This window comes from Hymenobacter negativus (assembly GCF_016056375.1).
GTDB lineage: Bacteria > Bacteroidota > Bacteroidia > Cytophagales > Hymenobacteraceae > Hymenobacter > Hymenobacter negativus_A.
The window spans coordinates 307,127-326,105 of record NZ_JAEDAE010000001.1 but is presented as its reverse complement, the minus strand read 5'-3'; the positions used below and the strand labels follow the sequence as shown (position 1 = coordinate 326,105).

The window sequence follows — 18,979 nt, the reverse complement described above, 5'->3', positions numbered from 1 at the left end:
TGCTCTAACTAACTCAGCGGCGCGAGCGTGATAAGGTCCTTCGCTGCGCTCAGGATGACAAAAACAAAAAACCATGTCTGTATTAGTTGTAGTTGAATGCGCTGACGGCGAAGTAAAAAAGTCGTCGCTCGAAGTTGCCTCCTACGGGGCGCAGGTGGCTGCCCAGTTGGGCACTACCGCCACGGCAATTGCCGTAGGCGAAGCCAATGAGGCCAACTTGGCCAAGCTCGGCGAGCAAGGCATCACGAAAGTGCTGTTCGATGCCGAGCCCCGCCTCAAGGATTTCGTGAACAATGCCTACACCAAGCTCATTGCTACGGCAGCCGAGCAGGAACAGGCTAAAATCATCGTGCTGGCCAATTCCAACATTGGCGCGGCAGTAGGCTCGCGCCTGTCGGTGCGGCTGAAGGCCAGCTTGGCTACCAACGTAGTAGAACTGCCCAAAACTGACGGCGGCCAGTTCACGGTGAAGCGTGGCGCATTCTCGGGCAAGGCGTTTTCGGACGTGGTGCTGAGCGGCGACCGCAAAATCATTGCCGTGAAGAAAAACTCGACCGAAGCCAAGCACGACGCCGGCAAAACGGCCGAAGTAACGAGCTTCGCCGCCCAGCTGTCGGACGCGGACTTTGCCGATGCGCCCACGCAGGTGGTGATGCAGGACCAGGCCGGCGGCATTTTGCTGCCCGAGGCCGAGCTCGTGGTATCGGGTGGTCGCGGCATGAAAGGCCCCGAGAACTGGAACCTCATTGAGGACCTGGCCAAGGCGCTGGGCGCGGCCACGGCTTGCTCCAAGCCCGTTTCGGACGTGGACTGGCGCCCTCACCACGAGCACGTGGGCCAGACCGGCATTACCATCTCGCCGAACCTGTACATTGCCTGCGGCATTTCGGGTGCTATCCAGCACCTGGCCGGCGTGAACAGTTCGAAGGTGATTGTGGTCATCAACAAAGACCCGGAAGCGCCTTTCTTTAAAGCGGCCGATTACGGCATCGTGGGCGACGTTTTTGACGTATTGCCCAAGCTAACCGCCGCCGTGAAGGCCCTTAACTAGATTTACGTGCAGGCATTGGGGACTCGGTCCGGTGGTTTTCGCAAGAAGCCCCGGCTCGGGTCCCCAATCTTTTTTCAGCATTTCCGGTTTCTACGGCAGGTTTTGGCCGCAGATGCCCGGACTTTTCTTTATTTGCACGTACATCCTGTCTCCCGGCTTCGGCCCGGCCCCTCCCCCCTTCCGCTTCCAAGACACCCAGTTCCTTATTCCCTTGAAAAAAATCCAGCTTGAAATTCTGGGGCTTTCGTCCAGCCAGTCGCAATCTGGCTCCTTCGCGCTGATTTTGGGCGAGAAGGGCGGCAACCGCCGCTTGCCCATTATCATTGGCATGTTTGAAGCACAAAGCATTGCTATTCAAATAGAAAAGATTAGCCCCAATCGGCCGCTCACGCACGACCTGTTCAAGTCTTTTGCTGAGCACGTACACGTGGTGATTCTGGAGGTGGTGATTTCCGACCTCAAAGAAGGCGTTTTCTATTCGCGCATTGTGTGCTCCGATGGCGCTACGACCTTCGATATCGATGCCCGTCCCTCTGATGCCATTGCCATTGGTCTGCGCTTTGGCGTGCCCATCTACACGGTGGAAGGGGTGCTGAGCGAAGCCGGTATCATCCTTTCCGACCTCGACGAAGCCGAAAGCGAAGCCGAAGAGGACGAAGACGACGAGGATGACGACAACGACACGGACTCGCCCCGTTCCAGCCGGGCCCAGCCCGAGCCCCGCGAGCCCAGTGGCCAGGTTTCGTTGGATGAGCTCACCAAAATGCTGGCTCAGGCCCTCGAAAAAGAAGATTACGAGAAAGCCGCTAAAATCCGCGACGAGCTAAACAAGCGCAACGGCTAAAACCGCGGATTCGACGGTTTTCACGGATTATGTCTTCCTGAATTTGTTGCCCACAACGCTGCCCTCTTCATCGGGGGCAGCGTTTTTGTTTTCTTTGCAGCCATGGATTACAACCTCGACGCACTCAAATACCCCATCGGCCGGCCGCAACTGCCCACGGGCCCCCTGGCCCCCGCCGAGCGCACAGCGCTTATTCAGCAATTGGCGGAACTGCCGGCCCAACTCACGGCTATGGCCCGCCAGGTAGGCGGCGAGGGCCTGCAACACCCCTACCGCCCCGGCGGCTGGACCGGCCGCCAGGTAATCCACCACGTGGCCGACTCGCACATCAACAGCTACGTGCGCTTCCGCCTGGCCCTGACGGAAGACAACCCCACCATCAGCCCCTACGACGAGCAGGCTTGGGCTGAGCTGCCCGATGTAGCCGCCACGCCCATCACGGTGTCGCTCACGCTGCTGGAGGCGCTGCATTCGCGCTGGGTGACGCTGTTATACCACCTAACAGAGGAACAGTGGCAGCGCACCTTTTATCACCCCGGCAACCAGCGCCAATCGACGCTTGACCAGGCGCTGGCGCTCTATGCCTGGCACGGGCGGCACCATCTGGCGCATTTGCAGATGCTGCTACCTAAAGCATAATGTCGTCCTGCTGCTAGGCAAAAAAGCCCGTTCTCTGCGCAGAGAACGGGCTTTTTTGCCTAGCAGCGGGGCAGCGTTAGATGCCGCCGCCGGACTCGCTTTCTTCAGCGAAAGCGGCCATGCCGCCTTCGGTTTCCTCATCGACGCGCTTGGCGGCGCGCACTAGGCTGCTGCTGAAGATGAAGTCGCGCAGCTCGGGTACTGTGGCGTTTAGGATTTCGTCCTTGGTGCCATCCCACAGCTTTTTGCCCTGGTGCAGGAAAATGATGTGCTCGCCAATCTCAATCACCGAGTTCATGTCGTGGGTTACGATGACGGTGGTGATGTTGTATTCGTGGGTGATTTCGTGAATCAGGTTGTCGATTTTGATGCTGGTAGCAGGGTCGAGGCCGGAGTTGGGCTCGTCGCAAAACAGGTAGGTACACTGCGGCGCAATGGCGCGGGCAATGCCCACGCGCTTCTTCATGCCGCCCGAGATTTCAGCCGGCATTTTGTTGCCCGCGTTTTCCAGTCCCACACGCTTGAGGCAGAACTCGACCCGCTCGCGCCGCTCCTCGGGCGACATTTCGGGCGTCAGCATTTGCAGGGGAAATTCCACGTTCTGGGCCACCGTCATCGAGTCGAACAGCGCCGAGCCCTGGAACAGCATCCCGATTTTGCGGCGGATTTCCTGGCGGATATCGATTTTGCTGTTGGTGTACACCGTGCCATCGAAGGTAATGGAGCCGATATCGGGCTTCATCAAACCCACAATGCACTGCAACAGCACGCTTTTACCAGTGCCCGAGCCACCCAGCAACAGGTTGCACTTGCCGGTTTCAAACACGCACGAAATGCCTTTCAGAACGGGGTTGCCGTCGAAGGATTTTTCGATGTTGGATACTTCAATCATATGGTAGCTAGTAGCTAATAATCAGAGCAGCAGCGCCGCCAGAGCGAAATCGGCAATGAGGATGGCGATGATGGAATTGGTTACGGCGCCAGTGCTGGCGGCTCCTACTTCGAGGGCGCCGCCGGTGGTGTAATAACCCTTGAAGGCCGAAATACCCGAAACCAGGAAGGCGAATACCACGGCCTTGATGAGGGCAAACACGATGTTGTAGGGAATGAAATCGGTGCGGATGCCTTCGATGTAGTCCTGAGCCGTCATCACGCCGGTGAGGGTGCCGGCCAAGTAGCCGCCCAGAATGGACAGCAGCATGGCCAGAATAACCAGCAGCGGGAACATGAGCAGGGCCGCCAGAATGCGTGGCAGCACGAGGTAAGACGTGGAATTGATGCCCATTACTTCCAGCGCCGACACTTGCTCGGTGATGCGCATGGTGCCCAGACCGCCGGCGATGCTACTGCCCACTTTGCCCGCCAGCACGATGCTGGTGATGGTGGGGGCCAGCTCCAGAATAGTCATCTCGCGCACCATATAGCCGATGGTGGACTGCGGAATGAGCGGATTGGTTAGGTTGTAGGCAATCTGGACGCAGGTAACGGCCCCGATAAAAGCCGACACGATGGACACGATGACAATGGAATCGACCCCGATAAGGATGGCTTCGTCGATGGTGCGGTTCCAGAGGACGCTGAACCGCTCCGTGCGCACCACCATGCCCCGCAGGAAAAGGACAAACGCGCCGAAAGTTTTAAGCATGAGAATTTGTTGAAAAATAAAAACCGAAGTTTGGGCGCGGCGGTTGCCGCAGGCGAAACTTCAGAGGCTTCGCCACCTTACGTAAATCAGATGAACAGAGCCCAAACGAGCGAAAAATTAATTGTCGTCACTGGCGGCAGCAAAGGTATTGGTCGCGCCGTGGTGGCGCGCTTCCTGCAGGCCGGCTACCCAGTGGCCACCTGCGCCCGCTCGGCTGATGACCTGGCCGCGCTTACAACCGAATTGACGGCCGATGTTCCCGGGGCCTTGCTGCACACGCTACCCGCCGACCTCAGCCAGCAAACCGATTGCGCCCGTTTCGCGGCCTTTGTGCTGGCGCTGGGCCTGCCCGTGGAGGTGCTGGTAAACAACGCTGGGGCCTTCGTTCCCGGCCGTTTGCAGGACGAGCCGGCCGATGGTTCGCAGCTGCGCCAGATGCTGGCCGTGAACCTGCTCAGTGCTTATGACGTGACGCTGCCGCTGCTGCCGGGCCTCATTGCCCAAGGGCACGGACACATTTTCACGGTTTGTTCCACGGCCAGCATCACGGCTTACCCCAATGGCGGCTCCTACGGCATTGCCAAGCACGCGCTGCTGGGCTTCACCAAAAACCTGCGCGAGGAGCTGAAGGCCAGCGGTGTGCGCGTGACGGCAGTATTGCCCGGCCCTACGCTCACGGCCAGCTGGGCCGGGGTGGAGCTCCCCGCCGAACGGTTTGTGCAGGCCGAGGACGTGGCCGAAGCCATATTTTCCACCTACTCCCTTTCGCCCCACGCCGTGGTGGAAGAGCTACTGATTCGGCCGCAGCTGGGCGATTTATGAGTTAATCTATTCCGCTTTTTTGCCGCCCTTGCCGGTTATTTTGATGTCGGTAACCGTGGGGGCGCCGCCGTAGTACAGTGTGCCATTGCCAGCTACGGTACCGGCGAGGGTTTCGCTGGCGCGCGCGTGGGCGTCGCCGTCGCTGTCGCGCGTCAGGGTAAAATAGCAGACCTTGGGCGTTATGCCCTGAGCAAAAAGCCGCCCCGAGCCGCCCAACGTGAAATCCATCCGCTCGGCGGTGCCCTGTATCGTCATATCGCCCAGCTCGTATTGGTCAAGATAAAGCTGGCGGGCTTTCACGTTGAGGTCCATGTCGCCGGCCCCAATAAGGTGAAAGAAGATGGTGTCCTGCACGAACTGGCCTACGGTGCTGGTATTACCCTGGCCGCGCAAAAACATGTTGGTGATGCGCGGCACGTGCAACGTCACTTCGCGGGGCGTGTCGTAGCTGCGGGCCCAGTTGCAGGTGCTGGTATTATTGATTTCGAGCGCGTTGCCTTTGCGGGTGAATACGATGTCGCTGATGAGGTTTTCGCCGGCCCGCACTTCGGCATAGGTTTGGGAATCCTGTACCAGGCGCAGGTCCACGTTGTCGAAGGCTGTGACGGTAACTAGGCCGGCGTCCACGTCGCGGCGCTGGGTGACGATGGCGCCGGTACTTTTCAGGCAATCGGTGCCGTGGCCGGGGCCGCAGGTGCTCAAACCAACCATCAGGGCAAGACCGAATCCGATGCGGCCCATGCCACGCAGTACCCCAAACCCACCCAGGCCGCTAACTTGCGGCCGCAAACTCGTATTGCGCATATTCAGCCTTACTTTTCCCAAAGATAAATGGACCTCACCGGTAAAGTTGCCATCGTTACGGGCGCAAGCAAAGGAATTGGCCGCGCCACCGTCGAAGCCCTGCTGGCGCGTGGCGCGGCCGTAGCTGGATGGGCGCGCACTGCTCCTGCGGGCCTGGTGCACGACCGGTTACAGTTTTTTGAGTGCGATGTGCAGGATGAGCACTCCATTGCCGAAGCCTTCACTAATACGCAGCGCGAGTTAGGTCCCGAAATTCACGTGCTGGTCAACAACGCCGGCTTGGGTATTATGGGTGAGGTTGATGGTTTTAAGACCGAAGACTGGAAAACCATGTTTGATACCAACGTATTGGGCACTTTCCTCTGCACCCGCGCCGTACTTCCGCAGATGAAACGCCAGCACGCGGGCCACATCGTAAACGTGGCGTCGCTGGCTGGCACGGCGGGCACGGCCGGGATGTCCGGCTACTGCGCCACCAAATTCGCGGTGCGGGGCTTTTCGGATGCGTTGTTTAAGGAGGTGCGGCCATCCGGTATTCGCGTTACCTGCGTGATGCCGGGCTCAGTCGAAACCAATTTCAACGGCAAGGAGCCCGGCGCTACGCCCGACCCGCACAAGATGCAGCCCGGAGACATTGCGGCCGCCATTGTGCACGCAATTGGAGCGCCGGACACGACGATGATTTCCGAAATCCAGCTGCGGCCAGCGCAGGTTAAATAGAAAAACGTCATGCTGAGCGCAGTCGAAGCATCTCTACCTCAATACTAATTAATTATTTGCGTAGTAGAGATGCTTCGACTGCGCTCAGCATGACGTTCTTGCGTCAAACAGTTTCAGAATGGTAGAAATTGAAAACCTGACCAAAACCTACGGCACCCAAAACGCCGTGGACAACATCAGCTTCACGGCAGGCAAAGGTGAAATCGTGGGTTTTCTCGGGCCGAATGGGGCGGGCAAGAGCACCACGATGAAAATTGCCACCGGCTACCTCCCCCCCACCGCCGGCACCGTGCGCGTGGCCGGCTACGATGTGCTCACCAATAGTCTGGAAGTGCGCCGCCACGTGGGCTACCTGCCCGAGCACAACCCGCTCTACCTGGATATGTACGTGCACGAGTACCTCGAATTTATTGGCTCGGTGCACGGGCTGAGCGGCTCCGGCCTGCGCAACCGCGTGAACGAGCTGGTGCGGCGCGTGGGCCTGAGCCGCGAGCAGAACAAGCAAATCGGCGCGCTAAGCAAGGGCTACCGGCAGCGCGTGGGCCTGGCCCAGGCCCTGATTCACGACCCGGACGTGCTTATCCTCGACGAGCCCACCACCGGCCTCGACCCCAACCAGATTCTGGAAATCCGCCAGCTCATTCGCGAGGTGGGCGAGGACAAAACCGTCATTTTCAGTACCCACATTCTGCCCGAAGTCACGGCCCTGTGCTCGCGCGTGCTCATCATCAGCCGGGGCAAGCTGGTGGCCGACAGCCCGGTGGCCGAGCTGGCCGCCCGCGCCGCCGGCGAAACCGTGGTCCGCGCCGAATTTGAAGGCGCAGTGGATACTGCCAAGCTCGCTAAGCTCCCCAACGTGCGCCACGTCGAACTCGCGGCCAATGGCGCGGTCCTGCTGCGCACCGCGCCGGGCACCGATGTGCGCGCCGCCGTGTCGCGCCTGGCCGGGCAGGAAGGCTGGATTCTGCTGGGGCTGCGGCAGGAGCAGCAGAGCCTGGAAGAGGTGTTTGGGGAATTGACGAAGTGAGAAAGATTAAATATCTGTCATCCTGAGCGCAGCGAAGGACCTTATGACAACTGAACAACTTGCAGTAAACCATTAGATTTACCCGATATCGGTTAGACGAAGCGGACGTGATAAGGTCCTTCGCTACGCTCAGGATGACAAACGAGAATAAATGCTAACAATCCTTCAAAAAGAATTCAACGCCTTCCTAAATTCCCCCGTGGCCTACGTGGTGCTGGGGGTTTTCCTGGTAGCGACGGGCCTGTTCGTCTGGGTTTTTCCCGATAGCAGCGTGCTCGATTACGGCTACGCCGACCTGCAAACATTATTCAACCTGGCGCCGTGGATTTTCCTGTTCCTGATTCCGGCCCTCACCATGCGTACCTTCGCCGAGGAGAAGAAGGCCGGCACCATCGAGCTGCTGCTGACGCGGCCGCTGACGGATGGCCAGATTATCGGCGGCAAGTATCTGGCCTGCCTGCTGCTGGCGTTGCTGGCGCTGGTGCCCACGTTACTCTACTACTACTCGGTGTACAAGCTGGGTAGCCCCGAGGGCAATATCGACTCGGCCGCGACGGTGGGCTCCTATTTGGGGCTGGCGCTGCTGGCGGCGGTGTTCGCGGCCATTGGCGTGCTGGCCTCGGCCCTCACGCGCGACCAGATTATTGCCTTTCTGGTGGCGGTGGTGGGCTGCTTTCTAGTGTACTCGGGGTTCGATTCGCTGGCATCGGTGCTGCAAGGCAGCGCGGCTTACTACGTGAGCCAGCTGGGCATCGCGGCGCACTACCGCGACCTGAGCAAGGGCCTGGTTGATTCGCGGGACTTGGTTTACTTCTTTAGCGTGGTGGCGGTGGCGCTGCAAGCCACGCGCCTGGCTTTACGGAGTCGTAACTGGTAATGGAAAATACGTTGACTACTTCTCCGGCTGCGGTTCCTGCCCCGACCTCGCGCAAGCAGCGCGACTTGCTCACGTTTGCTGCCATAATCGGCGGGTTGCTGCTGTTCAATTTTATTGCCCAACGCTTCTTCTTCCGACTCGATTTGACCGAGGAAAAGCGCTACACTATGTCGGACGCTACTAAGAAGCTGCTCCGCGACCTCAAGCAGCCGGTTACCGTCACGGTGTACCTCACCGGCGATTTCCCGCCCGCCTTCCGCCGCCTGGAGCAGGGCGTGCGGGAAACCCTGACCGAGTTCCAGGTGTACGGCGGGGCCAACCTGAACTACATTTTTATCGACCCCAGCGCCGGCAGCACCGAAGCCGCCCGCAACGCCTTCTACCAAACGCTTTTCAAAAAAGGACTGAAACCCACCAATCTCGGCGCCACTGAGAACGGCAAGCGCGTCGAGAAAATCATTTTCCCCTACGCTGTGGTGAGCGTGGGCGGGCACGATAAATCGGTGCTCCTGCTGCGCGGCAACCAAGCCGCTCCGGCCGAGGTGCGCCTCAACCAAAGCATTGAAGGATTGGAATATGAGCTGGCCAGTGCCATCCGCACGCTGGTGCCGGCCCTGCGCAAGCGCATCGGTGTGGTGGAAGGCCACGGCGAGCTGACCAACGCGCAGGCCGGCGACATCCTCGGCACCTGGCAGCAGCAGTACGACGTGTTCCGGGTGACGCTGAGCAAGGTGAAGGACCTGAGCGCCCTCGACGCTATCGTGGTGGCCCAGCCCAAAACGCCGTACTCGGAAGATGACAAGTTCAAGCTCGACCAGTTCATCACGCAGGGCGGGCGGGCCATGTTTTTCGTTGATGCGTTGCGGGTTGATTTGGACAGCGTGAGCCGTAATGGGGCCTCGCTGGCCACGCCCTACAACCTCAACCTCGACGACCTGTTCTTCAAGTATGGCCTGCGCCTGAACCAGAACTTGCTGCTCGACCTCAACAGCGGCCAGATTCCGCTCGTGACTGGCCTGGACGGCAACAAGCCCAAAATCGAGCCTATGCCCTGGCAGCTCTACCCGCTCATCAACCGGTTCAGCCCCCACCCCATCACCCGCAACCTCGATGCGGTGTACCTGAAATTCGTAGGCAACCTTGACACGGTGAAGGCCACCGGCATCCGCAAAACGCCGCTGATGACTACCTCACGCTACACCCGCGTGCTGCCCGCCCCGGTTCCCATCAACTTCAACGACGCCCGCCTCGAGCCCAACCCCAAGCTCTACCAGAAGGGCTTCCAGCCGGTGGGCTACCTGCTCGAAGGCCAGTTCACTTCGCTGTTTGCCAACCGCGCCCGGCCCGGTACCCTGCAATTCCAGCCCGAGAAGCTGGCTAACGCCAAGCCGAGCAAAATCCTCGTCATTTCCGACGGCGACTTCATCCGCTCCGACGTCGACCCCAAAACCGGCAACCCCTATCGCCTGGGCTTCGACCGCCTCGCCAACACCGAATTCGCCAACCGCGAGCTGGTGCTTAACGCCACCGATTACCTGCTCGATGAAACCGGCCTCATCGCCGTGCGCGGCAAGCAAATTACCCTTCGCCCTCTCGACAAAGTGAAGCTGGCCGAGCAACGCCGACGCTGGCAACTGCTGAACCTAGGCGCGCCGCTGGCGCTGCTGGGTGCGTTTGGAGCCGTGCGGGCGTGGCGGCGCAAGCGGCGCTTCGCGTCATTTGCGGCTTAGAATCGAACCACTTCGTCGACCACAAAGGAGGCCAACACGGAATGCAGGCCGGCATCGGCGTGCTGGCTCGGCTGGTTTAGATAAGTGTCCTTTGCAGGGTCGACGTAGCCCTGCAGGTGAGTGAACTCCTCGGGTTTCAGGGCTTTGAAGCCCATGGACCACTGCGAGAAATGGCGCGCCGCAATGGGTCCATCGGATAATTTCACCACCCGGCCGTGCCGGGCATCCTGCGCAATGCGGGTGAAGATGTAGCTCACTTCTTTCTCTGTGCCTTCCAGTACCTGCATAATGTCGCCGTTGCTGTAGAGCAGGAGCCCGGTCAGGCCGTGCCCGTGGTTCCAGGTGCGCGACTGGGCGAGCAGGGCGGTGAGTTCGGCTTCGTTCAGCCCGGTGGTAGCCGAGCTCTGGTAGACTAAATGGTGCAGCGTTTCCATGAGGGGAGTGAATTGAATCAGCAAAGAACTTTGCTTACTGAAACGTGCGCAATGGCTGAGTTTAAATTAACGGCTTTCCGGACTTTTCAGCTGCCCAACGTAAATCTGCTATTGATGGTCATTTTTCCGGCTGTTTTATGCTTTAAAACGTCTTTCACCAATCTTGCAGCTGGCTTCCAAACGCCAACCCCGCCGCGTATCTTTGCCCTCCCTTAGCCCCAACCTCAGCCTCGCACCATGAAATTTATTGTCTCTTCCTCCGCGCTGCTCAAGCAGCTGCAAAGCATCAACGGCGTGGTTACGAACAACCCCGTGGTGCCCATCCTGGAGAACTTTCTCTTTGAGATTGAGGCCGGCAAGCTCACCATCACCGCCTCCGACCTGGAGACGAGCATGATAACCGAGCTGCCCGTGGAGGCCCGCGACACTGGCCGCATTGCTGCGCCCGCCCGCATCCTGCTCGATACCCTCAAGAACCTGCCCGACCAGCCCGTGACCTTCACGCTGGACGAGGAAACCTATACCATCGAAATCAGCTCCGCGAATGGCCGCTACAAGCTGGCCGGCGAAAACGCCGCCGACTTCCCCCGCGTGCCAGTGGTGAAGGGCTCGGCCCCGATTGAGATGCCCTCGTCGTCGCTGGCCCGCGCCATTAACAAGACTATTTTCGCAGTGAGCACCGACGAGCTGCGCCCGGCCATGACGGGCATCCTCGTGCAGCTGGCCGACGCGCAGGTGACCTTCGTGGCCACCGACGGCCACCGCCTGCTCCGCTACCGCCGTCAGGACGTGGGCGCCGGCCAAACCGCCAACCTCATCATCCCGCGCAAGGCCTTCAACCTGCTGAAAGGCACGCTGCCCTCCGAGGCCACGCCGGTGAAGATGGAATTCAACCAGAGCAACGCCTTCTTCAGCTTCAACCAGATGCGCCTCGTGTGCCGCCTGATTGACGAGCGGTACCCGGACTACGAGAACGTGATTCCGGTGAGCAACCCCAACAAGCTGGTTATCAACCGCGCCGAGCTGCTGAACTCGGTGCGCCGCATCAGCATCTACTCCAATAAAACCACCCACCAGGTACGCCTGCGCCTGGCCGGCTCCGAGCTGGTGGTTTCGGCCGAAGACCTGGATTTCAGCAACGAAGCTAAGGAAACCCTCACCTGCCAGTACGACGGCGAGGACATGGAAATCGGCTTCAACGCCCGCTTCCTGCTCGAAATGCTGTCGAACATCGATTCGGAGGAAATTACGCTGGAGCTGAGCACGCCCAACCGCGCCGGCTTGCTCATGCCCACCACCCCGGACGACAACGAAAGCATCCTGATGCTGGTGATGCCGGTGATGCTGAATAACTACGTATAACTTTTTGCCTCCAAAACTGTCATCCTGAGCGTAGCGAAGGGCCTTATCACCGCCGAACGACAATCGTTCTGACTTGATAAGGTCCTTCGCTACGCTCAGGATGACAACTTTTTACTCGTTATGAAAAAATCAGAAATCCGCTTCAGCATCGCCCTCGACGACAACAAAGTACCCGAGGCCATCAGCTGGTCGGCTACCGACGCAGGGCCGGATATCCACTTTGCTAAGGCCATCAACATTGCGCTGTGGGACCGGGAACAGGTCGGCACCATGAAAATTGACCTTTGGACCAAGGACATGCCCGTGGACGAGATGAAGCGCTTCGTGGTCGATAACATCGGCTCGATGGCCGAGAACATTGTGACAGCCACCGACGACAAGGAAATGGCCACTAGGATGCGCGCCCTCTGCAAGGAACTATCGGAGTACCTCGACAAGCAGGAGCAAACCCAAGAGCGCCTGTAGCACATTCTTTAGCTGGTGCCGTCTGGAACAGAAATTCCATAAAAAAAGCCCCGCCGGAAATATCCGACGGGGCTTTTATTCAAGGCGCAAGCTGAAGCGTGCGCTATAACTTATCGGGCATTGCGGCCCAAGTTACCAGCCGGGCGGTTGGTGGGCCGGGTACTGGTTGGGGCAATGGAGGCGTCATTAGCGCGGGCCGGCGACGGGTTCTGCACCGAATTGGTGAGCAGAATACTGGCCGACTGATTGGCAAAGTCCCGGTCAGTCCGGTTGTAGACGCTGCGAGAGCCGAAGTAACTGGTGTATTGGTCGTTGCTCAGAAATGCCTGAAATTCCTGGTCCCGCTCTTTGCAGACACCATTACACTGCTCGTCAATCAACTTCTGGTTGCCGGCGTTTTTGCGCTCGATAGCCGCCATCTTGGCGATTTTATCGGCGTTAACGGCGCGGAGCTTAGTGGCCTGGTAGTTGTTCAGATGCAGGTCGCGCACCATCTGTTCGCTGAGGCGGTCGGCGCGGGCTTGCACGGGGTTGAGGCGGGGGCTGGGCTGGGTTTTGTCCTGCACGGCCACGGTGCTGTTAGGCCCCTGCTGGGCAGCAGCAGAACCGGCCAGAAGCGCCAGGAAAAGAGAAGCAAAAGCAGTTTTCGTAGTCATCGTCGTAGGGGTTTCAGTTGCACACTTACGCAAGGACCGGGCCAGCCCTGAGCGGCGCAGTCACCGAATTCAACGAAAAAAAACGAGGCACGGTTCGGATTTATTGTCCTGGCATCGTCCTAACGCTATATTCTACCACTTGTTCTTCCACATCATCGACTCCACCGGCTTATCGGTCTTGTCGTTGTATTTGGCGTTTTCCTTGCGGTTGTAGAAGGTATTCACATCGCCCTGCACGGTGAAATAAATGAGCTGGCCGATGGGCATATTCCGGTACACGCGCACGGGCATCGACACGCTGATTTCCAGCGTCCAATGGTTGCAAAAGCCCACGTCACCCTTGCCGGCGGTGGCGTGAATGTCGATGCCGAGGCGGCCCACGCTGCTCTTGCCTTCGAGGAAGGGCACGGTGGCATGGGTTTCGGTGTATTCCTGCGTCACGCCCAGGTAGAGGCGGCCGGGCTGGAGCACGTAGCCCTCCTCCTCAGGGATTTCAAAGGTGTCGATTTCGTTGTGCTTGCGGGCATCCAGCACTTCATCGCGGTAGGTGGCGAGGTACTTGCCGAGGTGCACATCGTAAGAGTTGGTGCCCAGGCAGCTGCGGTCGTAGGGCTCGATGACGATGGTGCCTTTTTCGATTTCCGCGAGGATTTGCTGGTCGGTAAGAATCATTGAGTTGGGTGGTAATGGGCAATTTGGTTGGCCGTTTTTTAATTTGATTCGGCCAGAAATCAGTCGTCGTCGTGCCGGTACGGGCCGGCGGGTTCGCCTTCCGCTTCCTCGTCTTCATCGTCCTCGTACCGGTCTTCGCGCAGGCCACCGGGGTTGCGGTTGGGGCGCAGGCGGCTGGCGAAACTGCGGGGCTCTGGTTCAGGCTCGGGCTCCGACTCGGCGCTGAGGTTCTTGATGCGGCGGTTCAGAGCCGGCAACACGTTGGTGACAAGGTGGAAGAGCATCCCGGCGCTGGCCAGGCTGAGCAGCAGAGTGAGGTAGTCAAGCCAGTCGTGGCGCGGCCCCGGTCCGGCTGGCACCACGGGGGCGCTGGTGAGCGGGGCTTCGTCGGCTACGGCGGCGGGCGTGGTTTCCGCTTGTGAGCCGTCGGCGTCGTTGGTGGTGAGCGGGGCCGTGACGGGGGCTTCGGGCTGGGCGTCGTTATCGGCAGCAGCAACAGTGGGGCCAGCCGCCGCGCCGGAGTCGTTGAACTGGGCACTGGCCTGCTGAATGAGGCGCTGCTCGGCCCGAATAAGCGATACCCGCTCATCGCGCGGCAGGTTATGAATAAAGAACTCGAAGTTCTTGTCCAACAGCACCGACTTCAGCTGCTTATCAAACTCCGCCAGTGTGAGCGGGCCGTTACCGAAGCGGTTTTTATACCGTTCGGCAATGCCGTTGTAGTTCAGAAACAGCTGCTTGAGCGCCTTATTATCGCCGAAGCCATCGAAGGCGCGGCGCGCGGCGGCGGTGCGCAGCGTGAGCGGAAATTTGCCCCGGGTGAACGACTTGTCATACACCGTTTCCATGGTGCGGAAATTCAGCTCGTCGACGGTTTTATCGAAGAGGCGCTTGTTGGCCTGGGCGGGCGTTTCGGCGTGGGCAAACGCCGCAAAAAACAAAAAAAGGCTTAGCAGACGGAATTTTAGCATCGGGCAAAGGTCGCGGATTTGGATTCAATCCAAATAAATTGTTTTGCAGATTGTGATGCTGAACGCCGTGAAGCATCTGAGAATTGCCGCCCAGCGCCACAAACTCAGATGCTTCACGGCGTTCAGCATGACAGTATGAACCTACAAGCCGTGGGCTTCTTTCAATGATTCGCGGCAGGCGGTCAGGTATTTTTCCACCAGCTCGTCGGTGATGGCCGTGGAGACGAACAGGGCCTCGAATTGCGAAGGCGCTAGGTAGATGCCGCGGTCCAGCATGGCGTGGAAGTAGCGGCCGAAGGCGGCGGTATCGCAGTGCTTGGCATCGTCCAGATTATTCACCGGTTTATCGGTGAAAAACAGGCTGAACATGGAGCCCACGCGGTTCACAGTGTAGTTCAGGCCGAGCTCGGCGGCAATCTGGCGGGTGCCGTCGGCGAGGCGGGCGCTGCTGGCTTCGAGGGCGGTGTAGAGCTCGGGGTGCTCGTGCAGGTAGCGCAGCTGGGCCATGCCGGCGGCGGTGGCCATCGGGTTGCCGGAGAGGGTGCCGGCCTGGTACACTTTGCCAGCCGGGGCCACGCAGTTCATGATGTCTTCGCGGCCGCCGTAAGCGCCCACGGGCAGGCCCCCACCAATGATTTTGCCCAGCGTCGTCATATCGGCTTTGATGCCGTAGAGCTGCTGCGCACCACCCGGTGCGAGGCGGAAGCCGGTCATCACCTCATCAAAAATGAGCACAATGCCGTGTTGGGTGCACAGGTCACGCAGGGCTTGCAGGAAGCCTTCGGCGGGAATCACCAGGCCCATGTTGCCAACGACAGGCTCCAGGATGAGGGCGGCTACTTGATTGGGATTGGCCGCAATGAGGGCTTCAACGGCCGGCAGGTCGTTGTAGGGCGCGGTAAGGGTGTCCTGGGCCACGCCCTGGGTCACGCCGGCCGAGTCGGGCTCGCCGGCGGTAAGGGCGCCGCTGCCGGCCGCAATCAGGAAGGCATCGCCGTGGCCGTGGTAGCAGCCTTCAAATTTGATGATTTTGGCGCGCCCGGTGTAGCCGCGCGCGGCCCGGATAGCCGACATACAGGCCTCGGTACCGGAGTTCACAAGACGGACTTTTTCGATGCTGGGCACCATTTCCCGAATCAGCTCGGCCATTTCCACCTCGCGGTGCGTGGGCGCGCCAAAGCTGAGCGAGTTGGGCAGAGCCTGGCGCACGGCGTCGAGCACAACTTCCGGCGCGTGGCCCAGAATCATCGGGCCCCAGGAGTTGATGAAGTCGACGTAGCTATTGCCGTCCACGTCGGTGAGCCAGGCGCCGTGGGCGCTCTGCATGAAAACCGGCGAGCCACCCACCGAGCGGAAGGCGCGCACCGGGGAGTTTACACCGCCGGGAATGAGTGTTTTGGCACGTTCAAAAAGGGCAGCGGAAGTGGTGAGGTTGGGCATGAAATGATTTTATTAGGTCGGTTTAGGAACGTTCATGCTGAGCGCAGCCGAAGCGGGAGAGATGCTTCGGCTGCGCTCAGCATGACGTTTTATCAATTGTAAAATAATCTAGCGCATCACCTGATACTCCAGGCCGCTGAGCTTGACGATGGGCACCACCTGATTGTCGTGCGCGCCGCCGGGGTAGCTTTCGCCTTCAAAGATGGCACCCGTGGCTTGCGGCGCACTGGACAGGCCGGTTTGAAATGCCGGTCCGTACTGAAACAGCACGTTGCCGAAATACAGCAGCAGCTCGAAGCCCTGACTGGCAAACACCGACGGCGGCAGGTGCTGGCGCTGCAAATACAGCTGCCGGAACCGGCGGAAGCCCAGCGCCTGCTCGTCGTAGTATTTGGGCTGGATGAAGTAGGTGGCGGGGCCGTTGAGCTGGCTCACGTCGAGGCGCGGATTGTCGAGCCAGGAGCCGGGAGCCAGCACGCCGGGGCGCGTGGCGGCGGGCTGTTGTTGCACCAGCCGGAGCGCGTAGGGGCCAATGCGGCGGTTGTCGGACACCACCACCACGTGGCTGGAGGCGGCCAATTCCGGCCCGGCAAAGGCGGCGGCGAGGCTCTCGTCCACATCGGGATTAAAGCGGCGCAGGGCGCTGATTTTGCCGCCCTGTTCCTCAAACGTGGTCTTGTAGGCGGCAGCAAAATCGGCGTCGTCCTTGCTGTCTTCATACAGCACCAGCCCCGGCCGACCGGCCCCAAAGGCATTGAGCGCAAACTGTGCCGCCACCCGCCCCTGCGTGGCCGAGCTGGGTGCAAACAGGTAATGCCACTGGTTATCAACTACTAAATCACCATCCTGCGAGAGCGGGTTGACGCAGACAATCTGGTGTTCGCGGGCGTAGCGGCTCAGCAGCTTCGCGCCTGATTTATAGACCGGGCCGATGAGCATGTCCATGCCGGCCAGCTCGGGCAGGGCCAGGGTTTGCTTCAGGGTGAGGGTATCGGCGCCGGTGTCGTAGGCGAAAAGCTGGATGGGGCGGCCGGCCCGCTGCAGGCTGTCCTGGGCCAGGCGCAGGCCGGCGTAGAGGTCGGTTACGAACTGGTTTTTGCGCTGGGTTTGCCAGCTGGGGTCGGCCAGCTCGAAGGGCAGCAGCACGGCCACGTTGTAGCTGGTTTTCTTCACCGATACGGGCCGGGGGCGCGGCGTGTAGCGGGCGGGGTCGAGGCTGAATTTGGCAATCAGCTCATCGAGCTGCGGACGGTCGGCATCGGTGAAGGCGCCGCCGGCAATGAGGTGGTCGGCGTAGGCGCGGGCCAGGGTGGCATCGTCGGGGTAGCGGCGCAGGTTGCGCTGCCAGGTGTTGCGCTCCTTGATGCGCGGCAGGTAGGTGGCCTTCATGGCCTCGCGCTCGGCCACCAATTTATCAGCAGGAAGCTGAGTCAGGGTTTTGAGGGCCGTGTCGAAGTCCTCCTGCTCAAACGAAACCTGCGCCTGCAGAAACAGCGCATCGGGCATATTCGGGTAGGCCGGATACTCGGTGCGGAGCAGGTTGAGGAGCTGCTCGGCCTCGGGCCATTGCTTAAGGCGGGCGTTGGCCACGGCGGCCAGGTAGGCAGCATCGGCGGCGCGGGCGAAGCGGGCGGTGGGCTGGGCCAGCGGCTCCAGTTGCGCCAGGGCAGCGGCGTAGTTGCCCTGGTCGAGCTGGGTTTTGCCGCTGCGGTAGCGCACGCCGGCTTCGGCGGGCGGCACGGCGGTGGGCTTGGGTTTGGCCAGCTGCGGCTTGGCGGGCTGACTTTTAGCGGGCGCAGCGCTGGCGGGCTGCGGCTTGGTGGGCACAGCAGCACCCGGCTTGGCAACCGGCGGCTTGGTGGCGGGCGCAGGGCTAGTCGGCTGGGGCTTAGCCGGCGTTTGGGCCAGCGCGGGACTGGTGAGCAGCAGGCCGGCTACCAGCCACCGAAGCGGCCGCCGCAGCGAAGGAGTGAACGTCATTGAACCAGAAAACACGCTTGCCCCCGTGGTAAGCCGCGCAAAATTAGCCATAAATGCCTCCCGGCGGACACGCAGCCCGTGGGGCAGAGCTTTGTCGTTTGCCCGAAGCCGACGTAACTACTACCGGCGCTTCGGCATTAACTTTAACCTTATGCAAGCAACCACCCTTTCCGGCCAGCCCTTCACCCGCGCCCGGCTCACGCTGGTGTTCGCCCTGGCCGCTTCCGTGGCCCTGAGCGTCCTGCTGGTGGCGGGCCGCGTGCTGCTGACGGGCCGCCTCACGTTCCTGTTTATGCTCTGGAACCTGTTTCTGGCCGTGGTGCCTTTTGCCCTCAGTACCATGCTGGGCACGGCCAAAGGGCCGCTGCGGGCACGCATGCTGGTGCCGGTGGGCGCGGTGTGGCTGCTGTTTTTCCCTAATGCGCCCTACATTCTCACCGATTTATTCCACCTCGACACCCGCCCCGGCGTGCCGCTCTGGTACGATTTGGCCCTGATACTGAGTTGCGCCTGGAATGGCCTGATGCTGGCCTACGCCTCTCTCTCCGACATGCAGCGGCTGGTGCAGCAGCGCCTGGGATTTGGAGCCGGCTGGGGCTTTGCCGCCGTGGCGCTGCTGCTCAGCAGTTTCGGCATCTACCTGGGCCGCTACCTACGCTTCAATTCTTGGAACATAGTCACCAATCCACTCACGTTGTTTTTCGATATCGTGAACCGGATTCTGCACCCTTTCTCCTTTCCCGGAACATGGGGCGTGACGCTGATTTTTGGGCTGTTTCTACTGGTAGGCTACGGTACGGTACGGCTGATGGGCCGCACGCACGAGCAATAGCATGAGCC

The 18,979-nt window shown here is 60.3% G+C and carries 20 protein-coding genes; 11 read left to right on the top strand and 9 right to left on the bottom strand.

Annotation, left to right across the window (positions count from 1 at the left end; translation table 11 throughout):
* Window positions 1-73 precede the first annotated feature (73 nt).
* From I7X13_RS01450 to I7X13_RS01440, 3 genes are all read left to right on the top strand, one after another.
* Window positions 74-1,051 (top strand): electron transfer flavoprotein subunit alpha/FixB family protein, encoded by a 978-nt coding sequence (locus I7X13_RS01450; RefSeq protein WP_198070395.1) that lies wholly within the window; start codon window positions 74-76, stop codon window positions 1,049-1,051.
* Between the two features lie 211 nt (window positions 1,052-1,262).
* The gene (locus tag I7X13_RS01445; protein WP_198070394.1) at window positions 1,263-1,895 is read left to right on the top strand and encodes a bifunctional nuclease family protein; all 633 of its coding nucleotides are present in this window, start codon (window positions 1,263-1,265) and stop codon (window positions 1,893-1,895) included.
* A 102-nt stretch (window positions 1,896-1,997) separates the two neighbouring features.
* A complete protein-coding gene (locus I7X13_RS01440; RefSeq protein ID WP_198074088.1) occupies window positions 1,998-2,534 on the top strand; it encodes a YfiT family bacillithiol transferase in 537 nt (178 codons plus the stop codon).
* Between the two features lie 76 nt (window positions 2,535-2,610).
* On the opposite strand, the gene I7X13_RS01435 is transcribed toward I7X13_RS01440, so the two are convergent.
* Window positions 2,611-3,426 (bottom strand): ABC transporter ATP-binding protein, encoded by an 816-nt coding sequence (locus I7X13_RS01435; protein WP_198070392.1) that lies wholly within the window; start codon window positions 3,424-3,426, stop codon window positions 2,611-2,613.
* A 21-nt stretch (window positions 3,427-3,447) separates the two neighbouring features.
* Window positions 3,448-4,179 (bottom strand): MlaE family ABC transporter permease, encoded by a 732-nt coding sequence (locus I7X13_RS01430; protein WP_198070391.1) that lies wholly within the window; start codon window positions 4,177-4,179, stop codon window positions 3,448-3,450.
* 90 nt (window positions 4,180-4,269) lie between these two features.
* Between I7X13_RS01430 and I7X13_RS01425 the strand changes: the two genes are divergently transcribed.
* Window positions 4,270-5,001, top strand: coding sequence for an SDR family oxidoreductase (locus I7X13_RS01425; protein ID WP_198074087.1), 732 nt, complete (start codon window positions 4,270-4,272; stop codon window positions 4,999-5,001).
* A gap of 6 nt (window positions 5,002-5,007) precedes the next feature.
* Here I7X13_RS01425 and I7X13_RS01420 read toward each other — a convergent pair whose 3' ends face one another.
* Window positions 5,008-5,805, bottom strand: coding sequence for a GIN domain-containing protein (locus I7X13_RS01420; protein ID WP_198074086.1), 798 nt, complete (start codon window positions 5,803-5,805; stop codon window positions 5,008-5,010).
* Between the two features lie 27 nt (window positions 5,806-5,832).
* Here I7X13_RS01420 and I7X13_RS01415 point away from each other — a divergent pair, with 27 nt between their 5' ends.
* From I7X13_RS01415 to gldG, 4 genes are all read left to right on the top strand, one after another.
* Window positions 5,833-6,525, top strand: a complete 693-nt coding sequence (locus I7X13_RS01415; RefSeq protein WP_198074085.1) for an SDR family oxidoreductase — start codon at window positions 5,833-5,835, stop codon at window positions 6,523-6,525.
* Between the two features lie 118 nt (window positions 6,526-6,643).
* Window positions 6,644-7,552: a gliding motility-associated ABC transporter ATP-binding subunit GldA gene (gldA, locus tag I7X13_RS01410; protein ID WP_198074084.1), complete on the top strand. Its 909-nt coding sequence runs from the start codon at window positions 6,644-6,646 to the stop codon at window positions 7,550-7,552.
* Window positions 7,553-7,703: 151 nt separating this feature from the next.
* Complete coding sequence (gene gldF / locus I7X13_RS01405) at window positions 7,704-8,429, top strand: gliding motility-associated ABC transporter permease subunit GldF (RefSeq protein WP_198074083.1); 726 nt, start codon at window positions 7,704-7,706, stop codon at window positions 8,427-8,429.
* Entirely contained in the window at window positions 8,429-10,159 is a 1,731-nt protein-coding gene (gene gldG / locus I7X13_RS01400) for a gliding motility-associated ABC transporter substrate-binding protein GldG (protein WP_198074082.1), read from the top strand. Before gldF ends, gldG begins: the two co-directional genes overlap by 1 nt.
* Here the strand turns inward: gldG and I7X13_RS01395 are convergent.
* On the bottom strand, window positions 10,156-10,593 hold the full coding sequence (locus I7X13_RS01395) for a BLUF domain-containing protein (protein WP_198074081.1): 438 nt from the start codon (window positions 10,591-10,593) through the stop codon (window positions 10,156-10,158). The two genes, gldG and I7X13_RS01395, sit on opposite strands and share 4 nt — an antisense overlap.
* A 237-nt stretch (window positions 10,594-10,830) precedes the next feature.
* Here I7X13_RS01395 and dnaN point away from each other — a divergent pair, with 237 nt between their 5' ends.
* Window positions 10,831-11,955, top strand: a complete 1,125-nt coding sequence (gene dnaN / locus I7X13_RS01390; protein ID WP_198070383.1) for a DNA polymerase III subunit beta — start codon at window positions 10,831-10,833, stop codon at window positions 11,953-11,955.
* Between the two features lie 120 nt (window positions 11,956-12,075).
* Entirely contained in the window at window positions 12,076-12,420 is a 345-nt protein-coding gene (gene gldC, locus I7X13_RS01385) for a gliding motility protein GldC (RefSeq protein ID WP_198070382.1), read from the top strand.
* A 110-nt stretch (window positions 12,421-12,530) separates the two neighbouring features.
* Here the strand turns inward: gldC and I7X13_RS01380 are convergent, their stop codons facing one another.
* From I7X13_RS01380 to I7X13_RS01360, 5 genes are all read right to left on the bottom strand, one after another.
* Window positions 12,531-13,076: a hypothetical protein gene (locus tag I7X13_RS01380; RefSeq protein WP_198070381.1), complete on the bottom strand. Its 546-nt coding sequence runs from the start codon at window positions 13,074-13,076 to the stop codon at window positions 12,531-12,533.
* Window positions 13,077-13,208: 132 nt separating this feature from the next.
* Window positions 13,209-13,748 (bottom strand): dCTP deaminase, encoded by a 540-nt coding sequence (dcd, locus tag I7X13_RS01375; protein ID WP_198070380.1) that lies wholly within the window; start codon window positions 13,746-13,748, stop codon window positions 13,209-13,211.
* 59 nt (window positions 13,749-13,807) lie between these two features.
* Window positions 13,808-14,719, bottom strand: a complete 912-nt coding sequence (locus tag I7X13_RS01370) for a hypothetical protein (protein WP_198070379.1) — start codon at window positions 14,717-14,719, stop codon at window positions 13,808-13,810.
* A 141-nt stretch (window positions 14,720-14,860) separates the two neighbouring features.
* Window positions 14,861-16,159: a glutamate-1-semialdehyde 2,1-aminomutase gene (gene hemL, locus I7X13_RS01365; RefSeq protein ID WP_198074080.1), complete on the bottom strand. Its 1,299-nt coding sequence runs from the start codon at window positions 16,157-16,159 to the stop codon at window positions 14,861-14,863.
* A 108-nt stretch (window positions 16,160-16,267) separates the two neighbouring features.
* The gene (locus I7X13_RS01360) at window positions 16,268-18,139 is read right to left on the bottom strand and encodes an ABC transporter substrate-binding protein (RefSeq protein ID WP_198074079.1); all 1,872 of its coding nucleotides are present in this window, start codon (window positions 18,137-18,139) and stop codon (window positions 16,268-16,270) included.
* A gap of 151 nt (window positions 18,140-18,290) precedes the next feature.
* Here I7X13_RS01360 and I7X13_RS01355 point away from each other — a divergent pair, with 151 nt between their 5' ends.
* Window positions 18,291-18,971, top strand: a complete 681-nt coding sequence (locus I7X13_RS01355; protein ID WP_198074078.1) for a DUF1361 domain-containing protein — start codon at window positions 18,291-18,293, stop codon at window positions 18,969-18,971.
* Window positions 18,972-18,979: the final 8 nt, after the last annotated feature.